Here is a 24,701-nt window from a genome sequence, read left to right on the forward strand (position 1 = left end):
CAATGCGCTGTGTCATTCAACGTGTTTCTTCAGCCTCGGTCACTGTCGCCGGCGAATCCGTTGGCGCAATCGGTCAGGGTCTGTTGATTCTCATCGGTGTTGGACAAGATGACACCGACAAGGATGCCCGTGTTGTGGGCCGCAAAGTCGCCAACCTCCGAATCTTCGAGCGGGACGGGAAGATGGACCTCGCGGTCGGGGATGTCGGCGGCGCGGTGCTAGTCGTGAGCCAGTTCACGCTGCTAGGCGCAACAAAGAGGGGCCGGCGTCCTTCGTTTACTGACGCGGCACCGCCAGATCAAGCTGAGCCGCTCGTCGACCTGGTTGTGACGGCAATTCGAGATTGCGGAGTACCGGTCGAGACCGGACGTTTCGGGGCTTTCATGTCTGTCTCGCTCGTCAACGATGGCCCGGTGACTCTGGTGATCGACACGGTCGACGGTGCAGTCGCGGGTTAGCTACTACTACCACCATCCTCCTGGATGTACTGCGTACCCGCATCACAGAATCGTGAGAAGTCGCAGTAGTGACAGGCTGGCGATGGCGAAGTGGCAAACGTATCACCGGTCGCCTCAGTCAGCAACGAGTTTATGGCGTCGCGTTTTTCGTCTAACCAGACTTGTGTCGCTTCGACCTGCTCGTGGACCAGTTTGCCACCGCCGAGATACACAAAGCTGACAAACAGGCGGTCGGGCATAGACCCCAGAGCGCCGTTTCGGATGGCTAGTGCGTACGCCGCAAGTTGTAGGAAACGGTTTTCTCCGGTTTTGGGTCGGCCCGATTTGAAGTCGACCACGTCCCATGTGTCTGGCTCGAATTGATACACGGCGTCGATCCGGCCTCGCACTCCGCCCGCTTCGAGGTGAAGGTCAATCGCAACCTCAGTGAAGATCGGCGATGTAGATCCGAACGGTGAATCGGTGAACGCAGCAAAGGCGGTAATGCCACGGTCAGCTTCGCCCGGCACGGTGTCGACGACGTCGGGGATGAGCTCTTCATCGAACCCGATGGTTCCCCGATTGTGCAGTTCGATGCGTCGGTGGAGTGCGGTCCCAGCGGCCATCGCGCCGGTCCTTCGCCGCGGCAACGGATCGACATGACTCCAGTAGTAGCGCTTTGCGCAGTCCCCAAGCGTGACAAGGCTCGTGACCGACAACTCCGCGGATCTTGTCGCTGTCTCATCGTCGGGTGGGTCGGGGAGCCCATCGAGGTGTAGTCCAAGCTGTTTCACGGCCGCATCGTAGGCCTCGGTGAGTGCTGCGTCGGTAGGGCGTTGCGAGTGCCCATCGGCGGCGGCCTTCAGCGCCTGTTTCCACCCGGACGGAAAGTGCGGATCGGGCGTTGGTGTATGGTCGGACAGCGTGAGCCGGTCGGGTCGGTCGTCAGCCTCCGTGTCGGGAAGGGCAAAAACGCCGGCTACTTGGGCAATAGTGTCGTATAGATCGGACGGTTTCTTGGACCGCACACCCGTGTGCCAATGCGAACCGGTGGCGTACAGCCTGCGCTTCGCCCTGGTAGCGGCTACGTATGCAGTACGCCATTCTTGGGCGGCATGGATCGCTCGAAGCAAGACGATATCGTCCTTTTCGACACCGGTGAGGACCGGGAATGTCTCCGGGTCAAGACGAAGTTCGAATGGCAGGCTCTGCGCACTCTTGAGGGGATTGTCGTACCTGACCGATTTTGTTGGGAAGACTCCTTCGTCGAGTGATGGGAGAAACACGGTGTCCCACTCAAGACCCTTTGCCCGATGCACGGTGAGTAGCCGTACTGCATCTTCCTGTGACGGTCGCGCGGTGTCGAGTTCCTCCGCGGCGCTTTCATCTGAAAGAATTTCAAGGTAGGCGACAAAGGTCTCGAGCGACGGTCTGCCCGTGAGCGGAGACCAATCGCCCGCAAGGTCCAGGAAGCGGTACAGGTTGAGGCGGGCGGACAGCGCGGCCGCCCGCGGGAGGGCGTCGATTTCGGACCATATCGACGTGAAGTCAAGGATGTTGCGACACAGAGTTGCCAGCGATTCGTGTTGCGCGCTGACGATCGCCTTGCGATACATGGTGCGGAACTCTTCAAGGCGGGTGCGAGCCTCGGCGTCGAGACCGGGGATGTCTTGCAGAGCCTCGATGGCTTCGATCAGCGAGCTGGTTGAATCCTGGTGGGTGGGTTTGGTGCGCTCTTGCCGAGTCCATCGCACCAGCGGCGCAAGATCGCCGAGACCCAGGCGAAATCTCGACCCCAACAAGACCCTGACGACTGCCGGCGAATCGTCAGGATGCGCAAGGAAGCGCAGCCACGCATAGAGATCGCTGATTATGGGGATGTCGAGGAGTCCGCCGAGCGAAGCTACATCGACCGGAATCCCATGGTCTTCAAGGGCTTGGCGGATGAGTCCGATCGACTTGTTTTTGCGGACGAGGATTGCGATCTCTCGCCACGCGATTCCCTCTTCGAGCGAGAGGCGATGGATCTCGTCGGCGATCCAGGTGGCCTCGGCGTTTAGCGATACAAACCGGCGGGTCTCGACGATCGCCTGCGCCGCGTTGTCGGTGGCGATGAGGGGCTCAAAGTTTGCGTCGTGGAGCTTCCCCCGGATCGCGTTTGCGACATCGAGGATGAGTTGGCCCGATCGTCGGTTCAGTGTTAGCGGCAGGGTGAGTGCAGGAGATCCCGAAGCCTGGCGAAAGTGGATAGGGAAGCCGTTGAAGTTCTCGAGAGAGGCCCCGCGCCATTCATAAATTGTCTGGTCGATGTCGCCGACTGCGGTGATCGGAAAGCCTTCCCCGAAAATGGCTTGGAGAAGCATCCGTTGTGCCGGGTCGGTGTCCTGGTACTCGTCGAGTAACGCAGTGTCGTACCGGGTTCGTATTGACTGGGCAACTTCGGGGTATGTGGTGACGAGCTCGTGCGCCTTGCCAATAAGGTCGCCGTAGTCGAGCACGTTGGCGGCTGATTTGAGGTCTTGATACCTTTCGACGACTCCGGCCAGCTCACGTCGTTTACGCCCGATCTCGTCGTCAACGAACGGAACTCGGGACGGGTGGACGAGATTCCCGCTGAGTTGCCGGCCGAGCGTTGCGGCTTCTCGAACACGCTGTTGCGGCGCGGTGAGATCTAGTTCTGCGTAGGTGCCACTTTTCACAGCCTCGTTGTAAAGAGTGAGCGTGAACCCGGCGCCGATGATTCGCGCGTCGCGTTCGACTCCAACCAAGGCGCCGAACTCGCGCAGGATGCTGAAGGCAAACCCGTGGTAGGTGGTCACCTCGACCTCTCTGCCTTCGGCGGCGAGACCCGGAAGGCGCGTGCGCAACCGCTCGGCGAGTTCTTCGGCGGCCTTGTTTGAAAACGTCAGCCCGAGGGTTCGTTCTGGGGCGAGGCCGTCGTCGATTGCGTGGACGAGACGCTCCACGATCGTCGTCGTTTTTCCGGTGCCGGCACCCGCGGACACACGGAGCGGCGCAAGTGGGGCGTCGATGATTGCTGCCTGCTCGGCGCTCGGTACGAATGTCATGCGAACGACTCGACCCCCTCGGGAAACTCTGGGCACACGAGGCGTACGGGACAGCTTTCGCATTTCGGGCCGGGTGTTGGCGGAAACTCGTGTGCTGCAATACCCGCGGTGATGCGGCGCAGTTCTTCTTCGACAGCGTCGAGCTGGTTGGGCTCGAATGTTCTGACCGCAAACGAGCTTGCGAGCTCTTTGGATGGGTACCAAAACTCGCCGCCTACCGATTCGTCGATCGCGAGGAGGCGTTCGTTGTTGCGTGAAGCAAGCATGTAGAAACCGAGTTGAAGCGAGATTGCAGCCTCGGCCTTGGTCGGGAGGTTCTTCGTCGTTTTGTAGTCAACGACGCGGAGGCCGTCAGGCGTGCGATCAATGCGGTCCGCGATGCCGGTCCATCTCACGCCATCGATGTCGAGTTCGAGACGCTGTTCGAGGCCGACGGGTTTCTTGTCGAACATGTTGTACTTGTAAAGGCGAGTGAGCGTTTCGACCGCTCGGTTGTGCCAGCTTTTCGCATACGGTTCGCCGGAGAAGTCGTTCGGATCGAATAACTTGTCGAGGTGTTCAAGAGCCTCGTCGAGGCTTGATGCTCGTGCGTGGTTGTCCCAGGCTGACCGTTCAACATCCTCAAAGATCTTGTGGATGAGGCTCCCGAACGTCGCTGCTGTGGTGGAGTCGGGACCGATGTGCAACTTTCGCTCGAGAACGTAGCGCCGCGGGCAGGTCGCGTACGACTCCCCTTGAGAGGGAGAGAGTCTGAGCGGCAGCGGGACGACGCCGAGATCGGTTCCCCGGGTGCGCATGCCTGCAAACTCAGCGACGGGTCGCAGACCCCAGCGACTGCCTTGTGCCAAGAGCGACATTGCGGCGCGGCGTTCCGTTTCTGCAAGCGCAGGATCGGCGGTTTTGCGTCTCAACCACGCCTCGGCTTCGGTCGGGGTTATCGGCATTCGGTCTTGAGGTCCGAATATGTTGGCCTCGATGACCGGTGTTTCACCGGCGACGACCGGGAGGAATCTCGACGGCATGCCGGCTCCGAGAGAGCCACCTGTTGATGTAGCGGTCCAGATGACTGCATTACGTGCTCTTGTCATCGCGGTGTACGCAAGGCGACGCTCTTCTTCAAGCCTGAACAGGCGATAGTTCGCGCTGTCGGTTGGCACATGCGCAAGCAGATGCCGGACACCCAGGTACGAGTCACCGGGTCGCAGGTCGGGGAACACACCTTCGACCGCGTCGGCGATAAATACGACGTCGAATTCGAGTCCCTTCGATTGGTGCAACGTAGAGATAACGACGCGATCTTGCATGGGCGCTCGATAGGAGAGCAGTGGTTGCGCCTCGAAGTCTTCGCTGTCGACGAGCGTTTGGTACTCCCGCAGCGTCGCCTCTGGATCGCGCTCATTCCATCGGCTGAGGACCTGTGAGAAGGAGGCCCAGGCCGCCCGCTCCTCCGCTCGCCCGGGGTCGTTTACGAGTTGTTTGATTGATGGAAGCCTCGACCAGATGTGCCAGAGCCCGTCTACGGCCGGCATCTCGGATGCCCAGGAGGCGTTGGAGAGTAGCTCTGCAAGCGCGTCGCCATCGGGTACACGACCGGCCAGGACGCCTGCAAGGGGTGTTGCTGTTGCTCTTGCGCTCGTCTCGATCTCGCGAACCTCGCCGACGGTTGCCCCGACCATCGGGCCCAGCAAGATGCGTCGAATCGCTTGACGGTTTTCCGCAGTCTCCTCGGTGTCGGAGATCGCGGTAATGAGGTCGAGTACGAATCTCACCGCGGGCTGATCGGTAAGCCGACTGTCGGGGACGTCGTGGGCGAGCCCACGACGTTGAAGAGCGCGTGAGAGCTCGTTCAGGAACCTTTGTTTCGATCGGACGAACACTCCGATTCGCGACAGCGGGACATTCTGCTCAAGATGGAGCCGGTGGATTTCTTGGCCAATCCACTCAGCCTCCTGAGTCTTCTGGCCGAATATGAGGCACTCAACGCGTCCACCCTCTCGTGCGGGGATGACGCTCCCAGGCGCACCTGGATCCTCCGGCGATATCACCCTCTGCGCAGCGGCAAGAACGTTTGCGGAAACGCGGAACGACGTAGTCAATGTGTGTCGCACCGTTGGGCCGGGGAAGTCCTCTTCAAACGATGACACATGTTGTGGCGTTGCACCGCGGAACGAGAAGATCGATTGGAAGGGATCGGCAACAACCGTCAAATTACGCGTGCCGGCTGTCAGCGCTTGCAGCAATCCGACTTGAGATCTCGTCGTGTCTTGATACTCGTCGACGAGCACATAATCTACCAGCGGATCGTTCTGAGGACCGCTGTTGAGGATCGCTACTGCACCGGAAATGACCATTGCGTAGTCGATCCGGCCGGTTGCGATTACTCGCTGTTGATAACGCCGCAAGAAGGCGGGCAGGGGTCGCCAATCGGGACGGTCTGCTGCCAGATGTTCAATGTCGTCGGCGTCGAGGAGTTGTTCCGTTGCGCGCAGGGCAAAGTCGGTGATTTCACGAGCAAAGGTCGGGGAGCGCAGCAGGCCTCTAACGAGGGTGGGCCAATCCTTCGGGTCTTCGGTGGCGAGAAGGTCGCGCACCATTGCGGTTTGCTCAGGACCCGTCAGGATCACCGGAGGATTGGGCCACCCCGCGGCATCTGGCCACCGTTCCACGATGCGAGCAGCCAAAGAGTGGTAGGTCGAGATGTCTAGGTTGCCGACCGAGTTGTCAAGGCGTGCGCGGATGCGTTGGGAGATGTCAGCTGCGCCACGTCGGGAAAAGCTCAAAATGAGAACTCTGTCGGGTGCGGCGTCCCCCGATTCGAGAAGATGAACGGCGCGCCGAACCAGGAACTCTGTCTTGCCGGTGCCGGGTCCACCAACAATGATCTGGGTACCACTGGAGTCGCCGATGGCGTCGTTCCAATCTTGTGGTGCTAGATCCATAAACCCGTTTCTGCTTTCGCAGTGCACGATAACGGGTGGGTGTGACGTGAACCGAGCATTGATTTCCTTCGTTCCCTGGCGAAGACTCACTAGGGTTCGTGCAACCGTCAGTATCGGAGGAGATGATGGTGCTTTCATCGCAGGCCGGAGCAGTGACCGAGTGGGATTCGCCCATGTTTCACGAGGCCGTCGATCAGTTCAACAGGGTTGCCGAGCTGATCAATCTCGAAACTAATATTCGCGAGCGCCTGTCGGTGCCTCAGCGGGCCCTGATCGTGTCGTTCCCGTTTCGCCGGGATGAATATGGCATTGTCGACACCGTACTCGGCTACCGGGTACAGCATCTCCTAACCATGGGACCGACCAAGGGTGGTATCCGATATTCCGAAGATGTCAACCTCGGAGAGGTCTCTGCGCTGGCGATGCTGATGACTTGGAAGTGCGGGATCGTCGGGTTGCCTTTCGGTGGCGCCAAGGGCGGAGTCCGTGTGAACCCGAGGGAGCTCAGCCGTGCTGAGAATCAGCGGCTAACGCGTCGTTACACCATGGAGATCATCAAGTTCATCGGCCCTAATCAAGACATCCCAGCCCCCGACATGGGGACTGACGAACACACCATGGGCTGGATTATGGACACCTACTCGACACACGTGGGTCACACCGAACCAGCCGTTGTCACCGGGAAACCGCCCGCCCTTGGAGGGTCGGTAGCAAGGCGAGAAGCGACTGGGCGTGGCCTGGTCAGCCTGATACCCCCCACCGCACACCATGTGGGGATCAAGGTCGATGGTTCGCGTGTAGTTGTCCACGGATTCGGCAACGTCGGCCAGTATGCGGCCCTAGCCGTGACCGAACTCGGCGCCAAAGTGATCGCGGTCGCAGACATCACGGGTGCCATTCACAACGATTCTGGACTCGACATCGAGGCGTTGATGGCCCATGTCAAAGAGACCGGCGGGGTTGTGGACTTCGCGGACTCTGACAAGATCGAGCCAGCGACGATTTTTGAACTTGAATGCGAATTCCTGATTCCGGCTGCGATCCAAGGTGTCATTACCGACGAGAACGCTCCTCGTGTAAAAGCGAAAGTGATCCTTGAAGGCGCCAATGGCCCGACCACCAACGCTGCGGATGCAATCTTGCGCGAGATGGGTGTGTTCATAGTTCCCGACATCCTGGCCAATGCTGGCGGTGTGACAGTCTCGTATTTCGAATGGGTACAGGACTTGCAGAACTACTTCTGGTCGGAGTCCGAGATAGTCGCTCGTCTGCGCGAAATCATGAACCGCGCATTTAGTGAGGTGTTGGATATCTCGATTCGAGAAAAGGTTGACATGCGCACCGCGGCGTTGATAAAGGGCATTCGCAAGGTGACTGCCGCGAAACTCGCACGCGGCGTCTACCCATAGTCGACCTGTGAATCGCAGCGCCCGACGAAACGGTCGAACTACGAGTTGTCAGGCCGGTTGGGGTTCCGTCTGCGTCTCTGCGTCTGACTGGGCTGGATCGGCGGTTGCGAAGGCTGGACAGATGTTCTGATATGAGCACCAGTCGCACAGACGCGAAATCTTGGTGGGGAAGTCGCCTGTCTCGATGGCGCTGTTGATAGTGGTCCACAGCTCACGGAGTTGGATCTCCATGTCGTCGAGCTGCTCATCGTCGATCGGGATCTCATACACCGTCGGGCCGGTGAGGTAGATCAGCTTGAGCCGGTCGGGTGTGCGACCGGTGCGGTGGCGAATCAGCAACGCATAGATCGTGAGTCCAAAAAATGCCTCGGCCGAAAAACGCTTTGGCGGTGCCTTGCCGGTTTTGTAGTCGGTAATGACGAGACCGTTCTCCGTCTCTTCCATCCGGTCGAGGATGCCGCGGATCACGATGCCGCCGAGGTCCTCACGCATATCGAGTTCGCGGTCGAGAGGCTCCAACGTACGCGGATCTTCTACCGAGAAATAGTTGGCAAGCACATTGAGACTGTCGATGCCCCAGGCACGTTCGTCATCAACATTGTCAAACAGGTCGGGGTAGTCGTCCTTTCTCAGTTCGACCCATGCCTCGCGGAAGAGGTCGTACAACTTCTGCGGTTCTCGATCGGGACCAGGGAGGTCGAAAAGCCGCTGCAAGGCGAGGTGGGCTGTAGTGCCCCTCGCCTGATAGATGGTCGGCGGCGACTCGATGCGGTCGATCGACTTGAACTTGAACAGTTGCGGGCACTGCTTGAAATCACTCGCCCGGCTCGGCGACAACGTCTCAAGGAGTTGCGGCCCGGCGGCCCCTTTTTCGAAAGCGGCGGCGGAAGTCGGTTCGGCGGTGTCTTGCGGCGGCGGATCGTGAGGTGTTGGTTCCATGGTTGGAACTATACGGCGCTCGTATGACAGGAACATTGCGTCGGAACTCGACTCGGGCTGTGGTCACGGCGACCTGGGTGGCTGCGTCACCAGTGGGACTGTCCGACGATTTGCATAACAGGCGACTGGAACTGGGGTGGGCGGTGGCGGCTCGCCGGTGCTCGCCCCGCACATCAAGGCTGCGACTGACGGGAGGGGAGTCGTCGTTCGGCTTGTCAATGCGGGCGACGAGACGGTAACTGCACAGATCGGCTCCGCACACATGCGTATTCTCTCTGCAAGGCGGCTCAGCCTGCTCGGAGAGCCGCAAGCTGCCCTTGACATTCAGAACGGTGCTCTCGAGCTGTCGTTCTCCCCGCGAGAAATCATGGCTGTTGAACTGATGGTTGAGTAGGGACCGCTTCCGAAGCAAGCGTCGACCAGCGGCGGCGCCGCGGAGTCTCAGTCAGTACCTCAGCCAGGCCCGGGGGGACGTACAGGTTGCAACCAGGCCATTTGGTAGTCGTCCTTGCGGTACGGATTCGGGTGGAGACGTGATGACGTCACCGTTGCGCGGACGAACAGCTCGTCGCCCTCGTAAGTGTAAGAGGCCGTATTGGCGTTCGTCTCGAACAGTACCTCCGCCGTGGGATTCGGTGTGCCGTCGGCAATTCTCGTACCGATGAAGCGTGTCACGTAGTCGAGCCCGGGTTCGGTAGCGATCACGAGTTCGTAACGACCGGCATCGTTCCGAAAATCGCGAAGGCTCACGCCGCTTGATGCGTAGAAGTCGCCTTGCCTCAGGGCGGTGACAATCGCATCTGCATCTCGTTCGCTACCCCGCACCATCACCCAGCCACGACCGGGGTTCGTTTCGCCGGTGCCCCAGTTGAAGTACTCGTGGGAGTCGTCGGTGGCTAAACCGAAGAGCAGGGGAAGGTCAAGCTTGGATGTCCTGAGTGTGTTCGCGAGGTCCCACATCTCGTCGGAGCTGGGATGGCCTGCGTCTCCCTCGTTTCGCACCGCGGAGTGGCCGTTGTATACCTCGAAGAAACGATCGTCAGCTATATGGGCGACATCCTCCCAGGACAGTGCCCAGCCCCAGTTCGGGTGGTTCACGTGTGCGAGCATCGGGCGGTCGAGTCGCAACGCCTGTTCGAGCACGGCCGTGATGTTGTTGTTCATCGTTTCGCGGGCCGACCGACCACCCTGCGGTGGAATCGCCTCTTCCACGTTCACCGCATTCACGTGGATATGGACGTCGTCGAACCTGTCTGTGATCTCCTCTCCCTCGATGAATACCAGGTCAAAGTGCGTGCGGAGCTCCTCGAGAGTCTGCAGGCGCATTTCTCGTCCGTTGTCGCCGTCGCGAATGTCAACTCTCTCAATCCCGAACTGTCTGACGAGCTCCTCCACTCGGTCAACCGGCATACCTCCCTCACCGAGTGGGACCCACTTTTCGCCGCGCGACAGTATGTTGTGATCGCTGAGGACCAGGAAGTCGTATCCGTGCGTCAGGTACCAGTCGGCTACCCATTCCGGGGCAGCGTTCCCGTCACTCCACAACGTGTGCGTATGGGTGTTCCCTTTGAGCCACGAATCTGTTGCTCCCCGCGCGGAGATCATCGAGCGCGTGCTTCGAGTAGTCGTGTGTCCATGTTGTAAGGCATCGGTAAAACGAGTGGTTGACCGTACTTGAACGTGTGGACAGTCGCAAACTGCCAGCAGGGAGGAGAAGTTATGCCTGCACCGTTCCCGAGGAGTTCCGGCATCGACGCCCTCGACGATCTTCTACGCTTTCCCTAACAAGGCAGTGATGCAACAACCACTAGAGACCGAGAGGGGAACCTCGCCCAGGGCGACTCAATCTCGGTGCAAGCGTCCACTGTCGGACATGAGGGCAAGTGGCGGAAGATCGGCTGGGTGTGGACGTTCGCCAAGTGGGCTTGATGCCATTGGTTGTGCGGTCTCCGTTTGGTGAGTGTGTCATCGACGAGTGGTCCGCTGGGACACTGCTACGGGCGCGATATCGTCCCGGTCGTGCGGAGCGCGAATCAAAATACTGAGTCGCGAAAACTAACTAGCGATTCGACTTGCGTTTCGTCTAGTCATCGCGTAACTTAAAGTTGTCGATGAGGGAAACCACATCGATGAATCTCCCGCAAGGGAGTGGCTGGAAACCCTACGGGGCGAAGGTCGGGAGAATCCTTAGGGAGACTTCAACGGGACGTCCTTCGGGGCGGCTCAGTCCGCAAGGAGACCGCTCTTTGAGCGGCCGGAACAAAGCTTCGGCTGAGATTCGGTCAGAAGGCTTTCGGGTCTGAAGGTGGCCGCAACGGGCACGGTCGGCTTAGGTCGGCCACAGCAGGTACTTCGGTGCCAGCTAGTGAGAACACCCCGAGAGGGCAGAGGTTTCGGCCAAAGCTTCCTCGGGGTTTCTCCGCGTTTGCGGGTCGATTGCGGCGTCGGGAAGATGGTGACTCGTCGGCGCGGCCACCGCCGGCAGCGCGGCATAGCGTCCGGAACGGAACGTAGGACCGGGATCGCGAATTCTGCTCTGTCCGTCGCTGTCGTCGTTACTGACCGGTTGAGGCGCACGGCGCTACACTGGTTCGTATGCGATATCCAGAACGTTTGCTGACCGATGACGAGGTCATCGTCAAGCAATTCCGGCCCCATTGGCGGATGCTGCTCATCCCGGTCCTGTGGGTGATAGGCGGGATCGTCGTGGTCGTGCTGGGTTACAACGTGGCGCCTTCCAACGGCACCTTTGACCTCATCACGGCTGGCATCGTTGTCGTTGGTCTTGTTCCGGTCGCGTTCATTCCCGTCGTTAGCTGGTGGTTCACATCGTACGTATTGACCTCAGAACGGCTGATAACCCGCAACGGCATCCTCTCGCGCAGCGGCATCGAGATCCCTTTGGAAAACGTGAACGATGTGAAATTCACGCAGACCATCTTTGAGCGCATCCTCAAAAGCGGCGACCTGTTGTATCGAGTCAGCGGGAGAAAGCGGGCAGAGCCGGTTCGTTGACATTCCGCGCCCCGAAGACTTCCAGTCCCTCCTCTACAAGACCCGCGAGTTGCGGACACGAGGTCCAAACACGCCTGACGTACCGACCGCGCCGATCCAGTCCTCGGAGATGGTTTCGATGGACAAACTTGAGCGGCTAACCAAACTCCATTCGGACGGCGTGATCTCTGACGAGGAGTTTGCTCAGAAGCGCCAACAGTTCCTCGACGAGCTCTAACCCGCCCTATCGACGGGCTTTGCACCGCCCTACCCGCGCACCAACGGACGCCAAACGCGCAGTGTGTTGTCCGGTCAGTCCTGAGCGTCACCCGGGCTGTTTGCACCCTCGAGCACGAAACTACTGACCGTCTCGATGTGGAATGTCTGGGGGAACATGTCAACCGGCGTGCAATGCTCAAGTCTGTACCCGGCCCGGGCCAGTAGTTTTGCGTCACGGGCAAGGCTCGCCGGGTCGCAAGACACGTATGCGATGCGCGACGGCAATGCTGCAGTTACCGCTTCGACGCCCTGCGCGCCGAGACCCGCTCTGGGGGGATCAACGACAGCCTTTGTCCAGTATTCGTCCAGCGTGCGAACTCGTTCTTCGACCGTACCTCTTGAGATTGCTGCCTTGGCACCGAGATGGACCCGTAGATTGCGGCGCAGGTCGCGCACCGCAAGCGGGTGTGACTCGATTGCTAAGACTCGTTCGGCCGTCTGGCCGACAGTTGCGGCGAACAGTCCGCCGCCCGCGTATGCATCGAGCAACGTGTCGGTCTTGTCTACCAAGAGGATGTCAGAGACCAGCGCTACCAGCAGTTCTGCGCCACGCGTATTGTTCTGGAAAAACGCATCTCCGGTGATGCGTAAATCGGTGTCGTGAATGCGTTCGATCATCGTGCAGGTTCCGACTACCGGCGTGAACTCCGCCCGCTGGCGGTGGCCGACGTCGACACCCCACGTGTCAGCGTGCGACGGAATCTTGCCCTTAACCACAATCAGTGCGTCGTCTGTGTTTTGCGATGCGCGAACTGTCAGTTGCTGCACGCCGTCGAGCGGTCCGAGCCGATTTACGATCTCGGCTATTTTTGGAGACATCAAATGGCACTCGTCGATGGCTGTGAGGTCACGACTCCGTGGTCTTGCGAACGCCAGACGCCCGTCCTTGATCTTGAAATCCATTCGGTTTCGGTACCGGTACGCATCACTCGGCCCCAGAATATCCTTCACCACTGCCGGGTCGATGCTTCCGATGTGCGACAATTGGCCGGCGAGGATCTCTCGTTTCCATGTGCGCTGCAAGTCGATCGGCGCGAACTGCCATTGACAACCCCCGCATGTCCCGTGATGTTTGCACGGGGGATCGATTCTGTGGGGCGAAGCCTGTCTGATTTCGACGAGGTCGGCACGTGCCCATGACCCCTTGTCGGTGGTGATTGAGGCAATGACTACCTCGCCTGGCATGGCTCCGGCTACAAAGTGCGTTTTTCCATTGGCGCGTGCTACTGCCTCGCCGCCGTTGGCCATATCAGTGGTTTCGAGTTCGATCATCTCCGTAACGGTAGCTTGCGGGCAGGGGAGCGTTAGCCAAGATAAGGTATGCGCAGTTGAATTGAGGAGTCACTATGGCGATCGTTTTCAAGAGTCCGCATCCCGACGTCGAGATCGGCACTGAGTCAGTCACGGCGACTGTATTCGCCACCGCAAGGGAGCTTGGTGACAAGCCGTTTTTGATTGATGGAACGAGCGGTGAAGTGCTCACCTATGCCGACGCGATCGATGGGATCTACCGGGTTGCGGGAGGTTTGGTGCACGCGGGGCTAGCGAAGGGTTCCGCGGTCGCCATCGTGGCCGCCAACTCTCCTGACTACGCCCTCGCGTTTCACGGTGCGTTGACTGCCGGCGGTATTGTGACCACGATTAACCCGACGTACACGGTCGACGAGATCGTCCATCAACTCCGCGATTCGGGGGCGAAGGTCATCATCTGCGGATCGATGTTTGCGGAGAACGCCGTCGCCGCCGCAGCAGACTGCGATGTCGAGAAGATCTACACGTTCGGCGCTGTCGAAGGTCTCACGCCGTTCGATTCGCTCAAGGCGAGTGATCCGATCGCGGCGCCGGCCGAGATCGATGCGGTTAACGATATTGCGGTCGTGCCGTATTCTTCAGGCACAACCGGCCTGTCTAAGGGCGTCGAGCTCACACATTTCAACCTCGTTGCGAACCTCGCACAGTCTCACCCGATGCTCGGCGGATCAGACGACGCCGTAGCGGTTGCGGTTCTGCCGTTCTTCCACATCTACGGGATGCAGATCTTGTTGAACGGGATAGCGTTCGGTGGCTTGACCGCGGTCACGATGCCTCGTTTCGACCTCGTGCATTTTCTCGAGATCCTCCAGAACTACAAGGTGACACACGCCTATGTCGTACCACCGATCATCCTTGCTCTGGCGAAACATCCGATCGTTTCCGACTACGACCTTTCTGCGCTCGTTCGGGTCGTTTCTGGCGCGGCGCCGCTTGGAGCCGATCTCGCTGACGAGGCTTCGCGTCGTATCGACGCCGAAGTGGTGCAGGGATACGGACTCACCGAGGTGTCACCGGTGAGCCATGGCACATTCCCAGGTGACTACCGAGCCGGATCGATCGGGACGCTCATCCCAAACACCGAGGCCCGCATCGTCGATCCCGAGACCGGTGAGGACTGCGGCATTGACACCGACGGTGAGCTTTGGTTGCGGGGCCCACAGGTCATGAAGGGCTATCTCAACAATCCCGAGGCGACAGCGGGATGTATCGACGGCGGCGGGTGGTTCCATACTGGGGACATTGCAAGGGTCGACAAGCATGACCACTTTTACATCGTCGACCGGCTGAAGGAACTCATCAAATACAAGGGCTTCCAGGTGCCCCCGGCGGAGCTTGAGGCACTGCTGCTTTCGCATCCTGAAGTCGCCGACGCAGCAGTCGTGCCGGTGCCCGATGTCGAGGCCGGCGAGCTACCGAAGGCGTTCATCGTGCGCGCCCCGGAGAGCGAAATCAGCGGCGAAGCGATCATGGTGTACGTGTCCGATAAGGTTGCGACCTACAAGCAGATCCGCCTTGTTGAGTTCATCGACGAGATCCCCAAGTCGGCGTCCGGGAAGATCCTCCGACGTCTGCTGCGCAACAGATAACGCCGGCGCACCCAACGCGTAGTGGCGGCGGGGCTACCATCCGGCCAGGGTAGGGTCGTACGCTCGGAACGAATTGAGAGGGAGCCGCCTTGGCCGACACTGCTGACATCGTCATAATCGGCGGGGGGATCATCGGGCTTTCGATCGCCTATCAAACCGCTCGTCGGTCGGACCTGCGAATCGTTGTCTGCGAAAAAGGCGCTGGTATCGGCGAAGGTTCGACTGGGTATTCCTCGGCGATCACACGCCAAAGATATACACACGAGTCGATGGTCCGGATCGCTCGCGACGGCAACAACGTGTTCCGCAACTGGGCTGAGTACACGGGTCTTGATAACCCGGCCGCCCGATTCAACGAGATTGGCGTGGTGTGGATGACGGGAGAGCCGCGAAAGCAGCTTGAAGAGGAGGCCGCCCGGATGCGGTCTCTGCGCGTCGATGCTGTGGTTATTGGCCCGGACGAACTCGCTGAGCTGTTTCCGTCGCTTGACCCGTGCCTTGAGCCACTCGACCTGACCGGCGAAATCGATCACGAGTGTCGGGTGGGCGAGGCGTTCCTCTTCGAGCGCGATGCAGGGTATTTCGACGCGATGAGCGGCGCTCGCGACCTGGTGGAGGCGAGCCGACGAGAAGGTGTCGATATCAGATTCTCGACCGAAATTGTCGATGTGCGCACGACCGGTGGCCGCATCGATGGTGTCGACCTCAAAGATGGTTCGTCCATCGACACACCAATGGTGGTCAATGCGGCCGGTCCGTGGTGTCTGCGGGTTAACGCAATGCTCGACTATGACCCCGGATGGGAGTTGGTACCCACCAGAGTGCAGGTCCTCCACCGCAGCATCCCTCCGTCGTTGGGGCCGCTGCCGGTTGTCGGCGACGGATCCAGTGGCATCTACTTCCGACCGGAATCGAACGGTCAGTCGATCATTGTCGGCTCGTTTCTCGAACGCGACGAAGAGGAGGCTGTCGACCCGGACCATTACTCGAACAACGCTGATCGCAGCTTCATTGAGGAGAAGGTCATCGGGTTACATCACCGAATCCCCGAGCTTGAGTCGCGGGGAACTCTTGGTGGAATTGCGGGTCTGTACACCTGCAACCGTGTCGATGTTCATGCCATCATTGGAGAGACGCCGATTGACGGGTACCTGATAGCAAACGGGTTCACCGGGCACGGTCTCAAGGAGTCACCGATGATTGGGTCCATGATGGCGCAGCTCATAACCGGCAAACGAGCTAGCTTTGATACCGATGTTGAAATCACGTTTCTGTCTGCTGATCGCGACCCGATCGCGGTCGCGACGATGAACGTCTTGGCCTAGGTAGTCGAGACAGCGTCATGCGTCATCCACGCGACCAAGGCGACGGCCATTCCGGTCACCAAGGTGGCCATATGCTCGGCGCTCCGAAGAATTTCATGCATTTGATCCGCTGCTGGCGATCCGGGATCACCACCCACGCTGTTGCGTTGGCCGCCCCGACCGACGGCGAGACGATGCTCGATGTCGGCGCCGGTATGGGTGCCGGGGCTTTGGTCGCCGCACGCAATCCCGGCGTTCGGGTCGAATGCCTGGAGCCGTCGGTAGTCATGCGAACGATTTTCAAGGTGCGTCGATTGGTCCACCCGAGGCGTCGATCGATCGCTGTGCATGCGTTCGGTGCGGAGTCGATACCTCTGGGCGACGACTCTGTCGACGCCGCCACGATGGTGAATGTTGCTCATCATCTCGACGACGAGGTTGCAGCGATCTTGGAATTGCTGCGGGTCATGGGTCCGAAGGCGAGATTGGTGGTCATCGAAGGCAATTTCGCCCACGACCGACATCCGTTGCATTGGTTTTCAAAGCGACGAAATCGTGGGATGGTGGCCATTCTCACGGTTTTCACTGCGACTTTGATCTCGAACGGTTCGTGTCCCGCGCATCAGATGCCGGGTTCTCAAGCTCGTCGATCGAAGATGTGGTCATCGGTGAGGTGACCGTCCGCCGAGTGGTGCTCACAAAGCCATGAAGATGTTCAGCCAGTCATGCGAGGAGGAGAGATGAAGACAATCGGCCTCCTCGGTGGAATGAGCTGGGAGTCCTCCGTCGAGTACGAACGAATCATCAATCAGGAAGTACGTCGCCGCCTGGGCGGTACCCACTCGGCGAGCCTGCTGATTCGTTCATACGACTTCCATGAGATTGAAGCTCTCCAGCAGGCGGGTCGCTGGGACGAGGCAGGCGATCTGTTGGCCGCTGACGCGTTGGTTCTCGAACGGGCCGGCGCCGAGGTCATAGTGTTGTGTACCAACACCATGCATCGTGTTGCGCAACAGATAGTGTCATCCATCTCGGTGGCGTTCGTGCACATAGCTGATGCCACCGCCGCAGCGGTGCGCGTCGCCGGTGTTCGCAGGGTTGCGTTGCTCGGTACCGAGTACACCATGGAACAAGAGTTCTACCGTGGGCGTCTCGAGGAGCACGGTCTCGAGGTGTTGGTACCCGATGCCCACGACCGACGATACATTCACGACGTAATCTTCAACGAGCTGGTCCGCGGCGTTGTGAACCCGGCTTCCAAGGCCGGTTTCATCCGAATAGTCGACTCGCTCGTCGCCGGCGGTGCAGGAGGTGTAATTGCCGGTTGCACCGAGATTGAGTCGCTAATCAGGGACGACGATGTCAAGGTTATCTACTTCCCAACTACCCGTATCCATGCGCTCGCCGCGGTGGAAAAAGCCTTCACCTAGGACTCAGATAACTGCTCGATCTGTCTGGTGTGGGAATACAAAGACGTTCTATAGCGTAGTGTGGAGGCACACCGAAACCTCGTGATGAAGGAGACTCAAGATGCCTGCCGTCACCGTTGACAATCCCTTGCTACTGCCCAAGGTGCCGACTCCGGCATCAGCAGGCCACCGTGCGCGGAGGGTGAAGTCGTTGACCACTGCTCCGCACGGTTTCGAGGGCGAGGGCTTCCCGGTCCGTCGGGCCTTTGCGGGCGTTTCGATGGAGGACCTTGATCCATTTATCCACCTCGATCAGATGGGGGAGGTCGAATACGCTGCCGGTGAGGCCAAGGGCACGCCATGGCACCCACACCGCGGTTTCGAGACCGTGACCTACATGATCGACGGTCAAATGGATCACCAGGACTCGAACGGGGGCGGCGGGTCAATCACCAACGGAGACACCCAATGGATGACCGCGGGTTCGGGGATTCTCCATATCGAGGCTCCGCCGGAGGCGCTTGTGGCGTCGGGTGGATTGTTCCATGGGACCCAATTGTGGGTCAATCTCCCGAGCAGACAGAAGTTCCTCGAACCGCAGTATCAGGCCCTGGGTCGCGACGACGTCGTGCTACTTTCGTCTGGCGATGGTGGAGCCCTGGTGCGTCTCATTGCTGGAGATCTCGGCGAACTGCAGGGACCTGGCAGCACTCACACCCCGATCACGATGATCCACGCCACGGTGCAGCCAGACGCCCGTCTTGAGCTGCCGTGGCGGGTCGACTTCAACGCATTGGTCTACGTTCTCAACGGCCGTGGTACGGTGGGGCAAGAGCGGCGACCCATCCACTCTGGCCAGCTTGCTGTCCTCGTCGATGGCGACTATCTCACCGTTACCGCCGACCGGGTGCAGGAGGGACGCAGTCCCGAACTCGATGTTCTGATCTTGGGCGGGCGACCGATCGGTGAACCGGTTGCCTGGAGCGGTCCCTTCGTGATGAACACTCACGCCGAACTCGCTCAGGCCTACGACGACTACCAGAGTGGCAAGCTCGGAACGGTGCCCGCAGTTAGCCATTCGCGGTCTACCTAGGGCGGATCGTCATGGGCGGTAGGTTCGGCCTTTTGGTCGAAGGTCATGTGAGAGGGTTGGGTACACGCGGTTTACCCAACGGCACAGCACCGGACGGGTATCCATTGGATCGATGATTTCTTCGATGTCGAACGCATCGGCCGTTCGGATCGGGCTACGGACTGCGTCGAACCTTGCGACAAGTTCAGCCCGCAGCGCGGCGGGGTCGTCAGCCGCTTCAAGATCGCGGCGGTACGCCGCCTCAATACCTCCTTCAAGCGGTAGCGACCCCCAGTCTCCGCTGGGCCACGCCACACGGTCGTGGGGTGTAGTTGCGTCAACCATCGCGGCGCCTGCGACGCCAAATGCTTTTCGCACTATCACCACAAAATATGGCACTGTCATCTGGTAGAGCGCTGTCATCGTGCTGACTCCGTGGCGTAACGTCGCGGCAGACTCGGCGGCTGAGCCGATTGCGAATCCGGGTTGATCGACGAAGTTGACGATGGGCAGTCGAAAGGTGTCGCACACATCGACCAGTCGCCGAAGTTTCTGAGATCCGAGAGCTGTGAGGGTGCCTCCAAACACCCGGGGGTCGGCTGCGAGAACCCCAACGGGTACCCCATCGATTCTGGCAAGACCTCCGACTACCTCCCGGCCCCATTGGCTACCGATCTCGAAGAACGAATCTTCGTCCGTCACAGAAACGATGATGTCTCGACCGTCGTATGGGTGTCTTGTGTTTCGTGGAATAACATCCCCAAGACGCCTGTCACGTCGCGCAGGGTCATCCGCTGTGGCTGTGCGTGGAGGTGTTGTCCACACGTTCGGCGGCAAATACGATAGGAACCGGGAAATGGCTTGGAACGCCGCTTCTTCATCTGTCACCACGTTGTCGATCAGGCCGTTTGCTCCGTGGACAGCGGATCCTCCGAGTGCTTCCTTGTCGAGATCCTCGTGGGTCGCATATCGCACAATTGGTGGGCCTGCGATGAAGATCTGCGATAAGCCCTCGACCATTACCGAAAAGTGTGACAGGGCAACCCGTGCTGCCGCAATCCCTGCAACCGATCCGAGAGCGGTGGTACGTACGTGCGGCCGAGGTCGAGGTATGAGGCTACGGAGCCACCACCTCCGCTTCCGTCAACAAGTCTCACAATTGGCACCCGATGGCTACGGGCACGTTGCTCGGCATGGATGACCTTTTCCCAGATGGACGCTTCGGCTGATCCACCTCGAATTGTGAAGTCGTTACCGGCGACGACGACATTGCGACCGTCGATGCGTTCGCGGACGGTGAGTTTGCCGCGAGCACGATGTCGCTTGACTCGGTCCTCTCCTCCGAGGAGCGCGGCGAGACGTCGACGTTCGGCGAGTTCTTCAAGTTCTTCGGACCATGGCATGGACGTACGCTACCGCGTCTGGCCGCAGCGTGACACTGGGGAGTGGTCGGCCTGCATGACAGTGTTAGACGTGTAGGCGCGTCCGGAAGAGCCCCGTGCAAAGCGATCCGGATGGTACCCGGACAGGCGGTGCCGCACCGACGGCCGCTCCTGATACCGGCGCAACCTCTGCCGACGGGAATCGGCAGGCGCGGAACCGCGCTCGTGGCGGTTGTCGGACGAAGCCAGAGGCAATGTGCGGCTTGAGCGCCGGCTTTGGCCGACAAAACACCAAGAAATCCAGATCGCCAACCCCGCGGCATACAGCGTGTTGGGTTTCGCAGCGGGCGAGCTTGTTGGAGTGTCGGTCGTTGATCTACTTTCATTGTTTGATCCTGAACGTGCACGCCAGTCGCTCGCCCGGGTCGTGTCTGGTGATGCGTCGCGCACGATTCGCGACGTTGGCTTCGCTACCGCTGAACGAGAGGAAGTATGGGTTGACCTCACGCTATCGCCGATCAATGTCGAAGGCCGTCGCGGCGTCCAGATAGTCATCGTCGATCAGACGATGCGCCACATCGCAGAAGCGGCCGTACGGCTGTCGCAGCATCGATTCAGGATGGCGTTTCTGGGGTCAGCCACCGCCGCCGTGCTTGTCAATCTCGACGGTAGCATTGCTGAGGCAAACACGGCGTTCATCGACATGGTCGACTCGGACGCAGGAGAGTATCCGAAACGCCCGCTGGGACGGCGGTATCGATGAAAAATCGAGAGACGAACTCCTCGCGTGGGAAAAAGCGGCGCTTTCGGATCCGACCGCGGAGATTCGGTCGGAGTTGCAGGTACACACGGTGAAAGGGGCACTCGTCCTCACCCTTTTCAATGCGGCGGTGCTGCCAGGAGTGGATAGCAGCGCTGAGTACTTCATCGCTCAATTCCATGACATCACCGACCTCAGGGCGGCACAAGCTGCGCGTCGAGCGAGTGACCGACACTACAAGAGCCTGTTCGACCGGCTACCCATGGCCCTGTGTCGCATACACGCTGACGGCACGATTCTCTCCATGAACCATGCACTCATGAACGTGATGGGGATCTCGCACCATCGGGAGTATCAGGATCGGTCGGTTGCCAGTTTCTATGCAGACGCGGAGGAAGTGACACGTTTTTTCAAGATTATGGAGGCGGACGCTGTCGTCAGAGATTTCGAGACGGAGCTTGTTCGGTTGGATGGCACGAAGCTGCGAGTTCGGATGAGCGCGAGGGAGGTCCGTGAGGGCGATAAGGTGGTGTTCGATGCCGCGATCGTAGACATCTCAGAGCAGCGGGCTGCCGCGAGAGGACTCTCGTTGCGCGCAAGATACAGTGCGGCCGTCGCAGAACTCGGCAGCCTCGCGCTTCGCGAAACCGAGACCAAGAATTTCTTCCGCTCAGCAGTGAGGATGCTCGCGGAGCTTTTCGATGGCTGCTCGGTGGTGATTCTCGATCTTCCGATGGTGTCTGGGTCGTGTGCGCCAGATCTTGCGCAACCTCATCTCAAACGCGATCAAGTACGGTGGCGACAAGATCGCAGTGTCTGTTCGCGTCGACGGCGATGTCGCCATACTTGCGGTCGCAGACGACGGGCCGGGCATTCCCCCGCATGAGCGGGATCATATCTTCACACCGTCTGGGAGGGCCCACGACGTGCCGAGCCAGCCGAACTCGATCGGTCTCGGACTCACCGTGTCGTGCACGCTCGCACGGCTCATGGGTGGCGACCTTGTGTATACATACAACGGCACGAGCATGTTCGAGTGTGAGCTGCCGCTCGCGCCGAGCCGACCTTAGGGTGCTGCCGCGTTACATTGCTTCGACAAAGCTGGTAACAACGTTCTCCAGCGCAATCGTATGGTCAGCGCCGAGTGATACATTCGCCACCCGCCGGTGGCGCTGTCTCAGGGCCGCGTAGTCTGCGGTCGCCTGAGCGGCCATGAGTTCGCCGAATGAAAAACTCCTACCCGGGATGGGCAGATCGACCGGAGCGTGCCCGACGATCTCCACGAAGATCCCCGAGCCGGGTCCGCCTTTATGGAGTTGGCCGGTCGAATGCAGGTAGCGGGGCCCGATCTGAAGGACGGTCGGCAGACCGGTTAGGGAGCGAATGTTTTCCACGAGACCTGTGAGCGCTTCACCCATCGCAAGGTCGTTATCAACGTAGGCAAGCACGACGACATAGTCAGTGACGCGTCTATCCGCTAGAAAGGACACCAACCTGGACCCGACTTCGGGGTCGTCGGCTTCGATCTGCTCTGAGCTTGAAACCTTGAGGGTACCGTCGAGTGCTTGTTTGGCGAGGTTCTTGGCGAGTTGCACGTCTGGCTGGTTGAACGGGTGTATTGCGAGCACGATGCCCGCAAACGCGGTTGCCACCTCAAGGAGATACATCGCTGCACCTAGATCGTTTGCCGAGTCGAGACGGAGGTGAACTGACGGCGCTTCGGACATGGTTGTAGTCAGCGGATCGTCAACGGTGTCGATGTACAGCACCACTCTGTCGGTCCCCCATTTCGCGGAGTCTTCGCTAGCGGCCGTTGGGATCGGCACGATGCCGGTGCCGTCTTTCCCCGTTGATTCGGCGACCAACTGCTCAATCCAAGATGGCAGTGCGGCAAGTTCAGCGTTGGTGACGATGGTGAGCTTGTCTCGCCCAGCGGCTACCGACTCTCCCCACTGCGCACCCAGACGCACCCCGGTGTGGTCCTGTGTCGACGCTTCATCGAGCACATGAGCCGCGGACGCGGCGACAAGTGTCTCAGTGTCGATTCCTGCTGCGGCCGCCGGCACTAACCCGAATGCGGTCAATGCGCTGTACCGGCCGCCGACATTTGGGTCTGCCAGAAAGACGTTGGCAAACGATCGATCCGCGGCAAGTTTCGCCAGTGAAGAGCCGGGGTCGGTCACTGCTACGAAGTGGTCACCGGGAGATTCCACAGCTTGCGAAACAGCGTCCCACGCGTGCGCGAAAAGAGACATCGTTTCAAGGGTGCCACCCGACTTGGAGGACACGATGAACCCGGTAGCCGACAGGTTCTTCGGCATCAGACGGCGTACCGCAGCCGGGTGAGTTGTGTCGATGACACGAAGCGCTCGTGTTGTCTCTAAAACAGCTCCCATGACCTCGGGGGCCAGGCTCGATCCCCCCATCCCCAGCACGACTATCTCTTCGAATGAGTTCGCGTCAGCCCATCTTCGGGCGGAATCAAGGTCTGCCTCCAGCTCGTCGTAACGCGATGGCAGCGTGATCCAGCCGACGCGGTCTGAAAGTTCGGGCGTGTCAGCCTCGCCCCAGACTTGTGTGCGTCCGTTGGCGACATCAGCCACCGTGTTGGACGATTGCCACTCAGCAAGACGGGCTGCGACCAGCTCGGTGATGTTGCCATTGGCAAATGTCGTAGTGATCATGCCTCGGCCAGAAGTGTTAATTTCTCCCGGATCGTGTTCAACAGAGAATGGAAGGCATCGGCGAATGAACGTACACCAGCAATCTGAAGGTCCGCGGTGATTGTGTCAAAGTCGATGCCGACATCTGCGAGTTCTGCAATCTGAGACCGAGCTTCGTCAACGTCGGTTGTGAGGGCTGCGGGGTCGATCACGCCGTGATCTCGGAAAAGTTCGAGCGTGGCCGGTGGGATCGTGTTTACGGTGTTCTCGCCGACGAGCGCGTCGACATAGAGCGTGTCTGGATAGTTGGCGTTCTTAGTTGAAGTAGACGCCCACAGCACCCGTTGTGCCCGGGCGCCGGCGGCGGCAAGATCTTCGAATCGCGGGCCTTCGAACAGTTCCTGGTATCGGGCGTAGGCGAGTTTGGCGTTCGCCACCGCGATTTTGCCACGCAACGTTAGGGCAGCGTCCGTTCCGACGGCTTCCAGGGCAGAATCGACTGCTGAGTCGACACGACTCACAAAAAATGACGCAACCGAAGCGACGCCTGTCGGATCGGATCTGCGTTCGAGTCCTCGAATGAACGCCATGGCGACATTTTCGTAGTCGTCCATCGAAAACATGAGAGTGACGTTGATGTTCAAACCATCGGCGATGAGGTCCTCAATCGCGGGTATTCCAGCATCTGTCGCTGGGACTTTGATCATCAGGTTCGGACGGTCAACGCGGCCCCAAAGCCGTTTTGCGTTCGCGATCGTGGCCGTCGTGTCGTTTGCGATAGTCGGGGAGACCTCGAGGCTAACAAAACCGTCTGCACCGCGCGAGCTGTCGTAGATCCCGGCGAGGACGTCGGCAGCTCCCTGGATATCTTCGACGGCTAGTTCCTCAAACGCAGACTCAGCGCTGCCGCCGGCGTTGATGACTCTGTGGATTTGGCGGTCGTACTGTGCTGACGTCGCAATTGCGCTCTGAAAGATCGACGGATTCGATGTCAACCCGCGCACGCCGTCTTCGACGAGGGAGACAAGCTCACCATTGTTGAGCATGTCACGGCGAATAAAGTCGAGCCACACCGACTGCCCGGCTGCGTCGAGTTCTTGGAGCTTGTTCATTGGGATGTCCTTTCGAGCAGGCTCGTCACCAACA

Annotated in this window: 19 protein-coding genes and 1 pseudogene; 12 read left to right on the forward strand and 8 right to left on the reverse strand. The window is 59.7% G+C overall.

Annotated features, from left to right (window positions below; translation table 11 throughout):
- The first annotated feature begins 2 nt into the window (after window positions 1-2).
- Window positions 3-458, forward strand: a complete 456-nt coding sequence (locus IIC71_03680) for a D-tyrosyl-tRNA(Tyr) deacylase (GenBank protein ID MCH7668292.1) — start codon at window positions 3-5, stop codon at window positions 456-458.
- Here the strand turns inward: IIC71_03680 and IIC71_03685 are convergent.
- Window positions 455-3,505 (reverse strand): ATP-dependent helicase, encoded by a 3,051-nt coding sequence (locus IIC71_03685; GenBank protein ID MCH7668293.1) that lies wholly within the window; start codon window positions 3,503-3,505, stop codon window positions 455-457. The genes IIC71_03680 and IIC71_03685 overlap by 4 nt on opposite strands.
- Window positions 3,502-6,444 (reverse strand): ATP-dependent helicase, encoded by a 2,943-nt coding sequence (locus tag IIC71_03690; GenBank protein ID MCH7668294.1) that lies wholly within the window; start codon window positions 6,442-6,444, stop codon window positions 3,502-3,504. Before IIC71_03690 ends, IIC71_03685 begins: the two co-directional genes overlap by 4 nt.
- Before the next feature lie 173 nt (window positions 6,445-6,617).
- On the opposite strand from IIC71_03690, the gene IIC71_03695 reads away from it, so the two are divergent.
- The gene (locus tag IIC71_03695; protein ID MCH7668295.1) at window positions 6,618-7,853 is read left to right on the forward strand and encodes a Glu/Leu/Phe/Val dehydrogenase; all 1,236 of its coding nucleotides are present in this window, start codon (window positions 6,618-6,620) and stop codon (window positions 7,851-7,853) included.
- A 48-nt stretch (window positions 7,854-7,901) separates the two neighbouring features.
- Here IIC71_03695 and IIC71_03700 read toward each other — a convergent pair whose 3' ends face one another.
- Window positions 7,902-8,792, reverse strand: a complete 891-nt coding sequence (locus IIC71_03700) for a PD-(D/E)XK nuclease family protein (protein ID MCH7668296.1) — start codon at window positions 8,790-8,792, stop codon at window positions 7,902-7,904.
- A gap of 136 nt (window positions 8,793-8,928) precedes the next feature.
- Between IIC71_03700 and IIC71_03705 the strand changes: the two genes are divergently transcribed.
- Entirely contained in the window at window positions 8,929-9,186 is a 258-nt protein-coding gene (locus IIC71_03705; GenBank protein MCH7668297.1) for a hypothetical protein, read from the forward strand.
- A 59-nt stretch (window positions 9,187-9,245) separates the two neighbouring features.
- Here IIC71_03705 and IIC71_03710 read toward each other — a convergent pair whose 3' ends face one another.
- Window positions 9,246-10,397 carry a histidinol-phosphatase gene (locus tag IIC71_03710; GenBank protein MCH7668298.1) on the reverse strand — a complete coding sequence of 384 codons (1,152 nt, stop codon included), beginning with the start codon at window positions 10,395-10,397 and terminating at the stop codon, window positions 9,246-9,248.
- Between the two features lie 990 nt (window positions 10,398-11,387).
- Here IIC71_03710 and IIC71_03715 point away from each other — a divergent pair.
- Both IIC71_03715 and IIC71_03720 read left to right on the forward strand, forming a co-directional pair.
- Window positions 11,388-11,807, forward strand: a complete 420-nt coding sequence (locus IIC71_03715; GenBank protein ID MCH7668299.1) for a PH domain-containing protein — start codon at window positions 11,388-11,390, stop codon at window positions 11,805-11,807.
- A 118-nt stretch (window positions 11,808-11,925) separates the two neighbouring features.
- On the forward strand, window positions 11,926-12,024 hold the full coding sequence (locus tag IIC71_03720; GenBank protein ID MCH7668300.1) for an SHOCT domain-containing protein: 99 nt from the start codon (window positions 11,926-11,928) through the stop codon (window positions 12,022-12,024).
- A gap of 74 nt (window positions 12,025-12,098) precedes the next feature.
- On the opposite strand, the gene IIC71_03725 is transcribed toward IIC71_03720, so the two are convergent.
- Entirely contained in the window at window positions 12,099-13,337 is a 1,239-nt protein-coding gene (locus IIC71_03725) for a class I SAM-dependent RNA methyltransferase (protein ID MCH7668301.1), read from the reverse strand.
- Window positions 13,338-13,411: 74 nt separating this feature from the next.
- On the opposite strand from IIC71_03725, the gene IIC71_03730 reads away from it, so the two are divergent.
- From IIC71_03730 to IIC71_03750, 5 genes are all read left to right on the forward strand, one after another.
- Entirely contained in the window at window positions 13,412-14,965 is a 1,554-nt protein-coding gene (locus IIC71_03730) for an AMP-binding protein (protein ID MCH7668302.1), read from the forward strand.
- Between the two features lie 89 nt (window positions 14,966-15,054).
- Window positions 15,055-16,290 (forward strand): FAD-binding oxidoreductase, encoded by a 1,236-nt coding sequence (locus IIC71_03735; GenBank protein ID MCH7668303.1) that lies wholly within the window; start codon window positions 15,055-15,057, stop codon window positions 16,288-16,290.
- 71 nt (window positions 16,291-16,361) lie between these two features.
- Window positions 16,362-16,946 carry a class I SAM-dependent methyltransferase gene (locus IIC71_03740; protein MCH7668304.1) on the forward strand — a complete coding sequence of 195 codons (585 nt, stop codon included), beginning with the start codon at window positions 16,362-16,364 and terminating at the stop codon, window positions 16,944-16,946.
- Between the two features lie 63 nt (window positions 16,947-17,009).
- Complete coding sequence (locus tag IIC71_03745) at window positions 17,010-17,699, forward strand: aspartate/glutamate racemase family protein (GenBank protein ID MCH7668305.1); 690 nt, start codon at window positions 17,010-17,012, stop codon at window positions 17,697-17,699.
- A 100-nt stretch (window positions 17,700-17,799) separates the two neighbouring features.
- Window positions 17,800-18,771 carry a pirin family protein gene (locus IIC71_03750; GenBank protein MCH7668306.1) on the forward strand — a complete coding sequence of 324 codons (972 nt, stop codon included), beginning with the start codon at window positions 17,800-17,802 and terminating at the stop codon, window positions 18,769-18,771.
- Between the two features lie 9 nt (window positions 18,772-18,780).
- Here IIC71_03750 and IIC71_03755 read toward each other — a convergent pair.
- A pseudogene (locus tag IIC71_03755) lies at window positions 18,781-20,153 on the reverse strand (methylmalonyl-CoA carboxyltransferase).
- A gap of 235 nt (window positions 20,154-20,388) precedes the next feature.
- On the opposite strand from IIC71_03755, the gene IIC71_03760 reads away from it, so the two are divergent.
- Both IIC71_03760 and IIC71_03765 read left to right on the forward strand, forming a co-directional pair.
- Window positions 20,389-20,895, forward strand: a complete 507-nt coding sequence (locus IIC71_03760) for a PAS domain-containing protein (protein ID MCH7668307.1) — start codon at window positions 20,389-20,391, stop codon at window positions 20,893-20,895.
- Between the two features lie 88 nt (window positions 20,896-20,983).
- Window positions 20,984-21,778, forward strand: a complete 795-nt coding sequence (locus tag IIC71_03765) for a PAS domain-containing protein (protein ID MCH7668308.1) — start codon at window positions 20,984-20,986, stop codon at window positions 21,776-21,778.
- A 196-nt stretch (window positions 21,779-21,974) separates the two neighbouring features.
- On the opposite strand, the gene IIC71_03770 is transcribed toward IIC71_03765, so the two are convergent.
- Both IIC71_03770 and tal read right to left on the reverse strand, forming a co-directional pair.
- On the reverse strand, window positions 21,975-23,576 hold the full coding sequence (locus IIC71_03770) for a hypothetical protein (protein MCH7668309.1): 1,602 nt from the start codon (window positions 23,574-23,576) through the stop codon (window positions 21,975-21,977).
- On the reverse strand, window positions 23,573-24,667 hold the full coding sequence (gene tal / locus IIC71_03775) for a transaldolase (GenBank protein ID MCH7668310.1): 1,095 nt from the start codon (window positions 24,665-24,667) through the stop codon (window positions 23,573-23,575). The genes IIC71_03770 and tal overlap by 4 nt, the downstream gene beginning before the upstream one ends.
- Window positions 24,668-24,701: the final 34 nt, after the last annotated feature.

The sequence above is a fragment of the Acidobacteriota bacterium genome (assembly GCA_022562055.1).
GTDB lineage: Bacteria > Actinomycetota > Acidimicrobiia > Spongiisociales > UBA5794 > BMS3BBIN02.